The following is a 3433-nucleotide window of genomic DNA, read 5'->3' on the forward strand; positions in this document are numbered from 1 at the left end:
TTACGACGAAGACATGTTTGGCTGGTTACGGTCTGGCAGCTTCATCCCGGTGAACGACATCGCCGTCGACCTGGGGACGGCGAATACGCTCGTGTACGTCAAGGGCGAGGGGATCGTCCTGAACGAGCCCTCCGTGGTGGCGGTGGAAAAAGCCACCAACCGCATCAAGGGGATCGGGCTCGAGGCCAAGCGCATGCTGGGGCGCACCCCCGAAGGCATCACCGCCGTGCGCCCGCTCAAGGACGGGGTGATCGCCGACGTGGACGTCACGGAGATCATGCTCCGCTACTTCCTGCAGACGGTCACCAGCAAGCGCTTCCTGAAGCTCAAGCCCACGGTGGTCGTAGGCGTGCCCAGCGGCATCACCGAGCTGGAGCGCCGTGCCGTGCGGCAGAGCGCGGCGGCGGCGGGGGCCAAGGAAGTGTACATGGTGGCCGAGCCCATGGCCGCGGCCATCGGGGTGGGGCTGCCGGTGGAAACGCCCACGGGCAACATGGTCATCGACATCGGTGGCGGCACCACCGAGATCGCGGTGATCGCGCTGTCGGGCATCGTGTGCGACACCAGCATTCGCGTGGGGGGCGACGAGATCGACAACGCCATCGTCACCTTCATGCGCAAGAACTACAACCTGATGATCGGCGAGGCCACGGCCGAAGCCGTCAAGATCCAGATCGGCAGCGCGTACAGCACCGGCGACGAGCGGGAGATGGACGTCAAGGGGCGCGACCTGGTGTCCGGCATCCCCAAGACGGTGAGGGTTCACTCGCAGGAGATCCGCGAGTGCATCCAGGAGCCCATCCAGGCCATCGTCGAGGCGGTTCGCCGGGCGCTTGAGATCACCCCCCCCGAGCTGGCCAGCGACATCGTGGACCGGGGGATCGTGATGACGGGGGGCGGCGCGCTGATCCGGGGGCTCGACAGCCTGATCGCACGTGAAACCAACCTTCCCATCCACGTCGACGAGGACCCGCTCACCTGCGTCGTGCGCGGCGCCGGGCGCATCCTGGACGACGTGGTCAAGTACAGAGGAGTGTTGACGTCCTGAGCGCGTTCAGACCTTACCTGCGCGGCGCGGGCGAGCGCGGCCGCAAGCGGGACCTGGCCCTGGCGGGGGTGTTCGCCGCCCTTTCGCTGCTCCTGCTGCTGATGCCCGAGCCCTACCGCGACGGCGTGGGCCACGCCCTGCGCGCCTCGGCGCTGCGGCCGGTGCTGGCCATGCAGCGCGGCGCCGCCGACCGGCACGGCCGCTATTCCGACGCGGCGCGCCTGCGTGCCGAGCGCGACAGCCTGGCGGCCTACCTGGTGGGGCAGGCCACGCTGGCCGCCGAAAACCGCGAGCTGCGCGGGCTGCTGGGCTTCCGCGAGCGGCTGGCCTACTCGTTCGTTCCCGCCGAGGGGCGGTGGATGGCGGGCCCCGGCTCCGACGGCATGCTTCGCCTTTCGGCGGGGCGGCGCGACCGGGTGACCGACGGCGCCGCGGTGATCACCGCCGAGGGGCTGGCGGGGCAGGTGTCGCAGCTGGGGTCGGAGTCGGCCGTCATGCGGGCGTGGATGCACCCCAACTTCCGCGCCTCGGTGATGACGCTGGACGGCGAAACGTACGGGGTGGCCGAGCCCATCGAGCGCAACGGCGAGCGGCTGCTGGCCTTCAGCCCGGTGGCGTTCCACACGGCGCCCGACACGGGGGCCATGATCGTCACCTCGGGCGAGGGCGGCGTGTACCCGCAGGGAATACCCGTGGGACGCGTGGCGGGAACGGGGAAGGACCCCGACGGCTGGCAGCGCATCTACTACGTGCGGCCGCTGGTGGCGCCGGCGCAGATGGCGCACGTGCTGGTGCTGGGGCAGCCGGTGACGGGGCGTTCGGACCAGAACCTGGCGGCGGCCTGGGGGGTGAGGCTCACCGCCCCGCCCCCGTCGGCCGACACGGCGCGCCCGCTTTCGCCCGACGCGGCGGCACCGGCGCGCCCCGCGCAAACGCGGCCGCAGGCGCGCCCGCAGACCCGCCCGGCACCGCGCCGGGTGGATCCCACGCCCGAACTTCCGGGCCGCCCGGTGTTCCCGGGCGAGCCGCGGGTGCCGCCCGGAGTGACGGCGCCCACCACCCCGTCGGCCCCGGCCGACACCAGCCGTACGGAGTGAGGGGACGTGACCGAGGGGACGCGCTGGCAATTCGTGGGGTTCGTGGCGGTGCTCGCGCTGCTGTACTTCGTGCTGCGGGTGGGGCTGGGGCTGGGCGCCTTTGCGCCCGACCTGCTCCTGGTGGCGGTGCTGCTGGCGGCGCGCCGCATGCGGGCGGGGTGGGCGGCGGGGCTGGGGTGCCTGCTGGGCGTGCTGGACGGCGCGGTGAACCCGCACACGCTGGGGGCCGGCGCGCTGGTGCTGAGCATCCTGGGCTACATCGGGGCGCGCTCGCGCGAGGTGGTGGCGGGCGACAGCCCGGTGCTCCTGGCCGCCTACCTGTTCATCGGCAAGTGGCTGTACGACGCGGGGATGTACCTGCTGATGATGGTGAACGACAGTGCCGGGCCGGTGACGGTGCTGGCCTTCTCGCTGGTGGCCGCGGCGTACGCCGCGGCGGCCGGGGTGGCCGCGGCGTCGGCGTACCGGGCGGTGGCGTAGCGATGAGCAGGATGCTTTCCGAGGGTAGTCCGATGGCGTTTCCCCGGTGGCCGGAGGTGGCCCGGTGAAGCGCTATCGTGCCGTGCGCCTGGGCGACCCGGTCCTCTTCTGGCTGGTGGTGGGGCTGGCGCTGTTCGGCATCGCCATGATCTTCAGCGCGGGGATGGTGGACGTTCCCGGCACCCGCGCCGAGGGAACGTGGAAGCAGCAGCTGATGTGGTTCAGCCTGGCCATGCCCATCCTGTACATGATCCTGAAGGTGCGGATCGGGTGGCTGGAGTGGGGGGCGCAGCCGGCGTACGCGCTGGGGCTGGTGCTGCTGATGGCCGCGCTGGTGTTCGGCAGCGGCGGCACCACGGGCGCCAGCACCAAGAGCTGGATCCGCATTGGGCCCGTGGGCCTTCAGCCGTCGGAGATGGCCAAGATCGCCACGGTGCTGATGCTGGCACGCGTGCTGGGCGAGTGGCGCGAGCCGCCGAAGACGCTCTGGCAGCTGTGGAAGCCCATCGGCGTGGTGGCCCTGCCCATGGGGCTTGTGATGCTGCAGCCGGACCTGGGCTCGGCGCTGGCCTTCGCGGCGATCCTGGTGTGGTCGCTGTACTGGGCGGGCACCCCGCTGGCCACCATCTTCTTCCTGGTGAGCCCGCTGCTCAGCCTGTTCCTTTCCATCAGCGCATGGGTGTGGGGCGTGTACATCGTCCTGCTGCTGGCCATGCTGTTCTACCGCAACGCGTTCCTGTCGGAGAAGGTTTCCATCTTCGTGGCCAACGCGGTGGCGGGCGCCGTGGCACTGCCGCTGTGGAACGTG

Annotated in this window: 4 protein-coding genes; all 4 read left to right on the top strand. The window is 71.2% G+C overall.

Annotated elements, in window-relative coordinates:
• Positions 1-13: 13 nt before the first annotated feature.
• Positions 14-1048, top strand: coding sequence for a rod shape-determining protein (locus VIB55_RS19130; protein ID WP_331878273.1), 1035 nt, complete (start codon positions 14-16; stop codon positions 1046-1048).
• Between the two features lie 68 nt (positions 1049-1116).
• On the top strand, positions 1117-2145 hold the full coding sequence (locus tag VIB55_RS19135) for a rod shape-determining protein MreC (protein ID WP_331878270.1): 1029 nt from the start codon (positions 1117-1119) through the stop codon (positions 2143-2145).
• Between the two features lie 6 nt (positions 2146-2151).
• Positions 2152-2625 (top strand): hypothetical protein, encoded by a 474-nt coding sequence (locus VIB55_RS19140; protein ID WP_331878271.1) that lies wholly within the window; start codon positions 2152-2154, stop codon positions 2623-2625.
• A gap of 64 nt (positions 2626-2689) precedes the next feature.
• On the top strand, positions 2690-3433 hold a 744-nt coding region (locus tag VIB55_RS19145), incomplete at its 3' end, for an FtsW/RodA/SpoVE family cell cycle protein (protein ID WP_331878272.1).

The organism is Longimicrobium sp. (genome assembly GCF_036554565.1).
GTDB lineage: Bacteria > Gemmatimonadota > Gemmatimonadetes > Longimicrobiales > Longimicrobiaceae > Longimicrobium.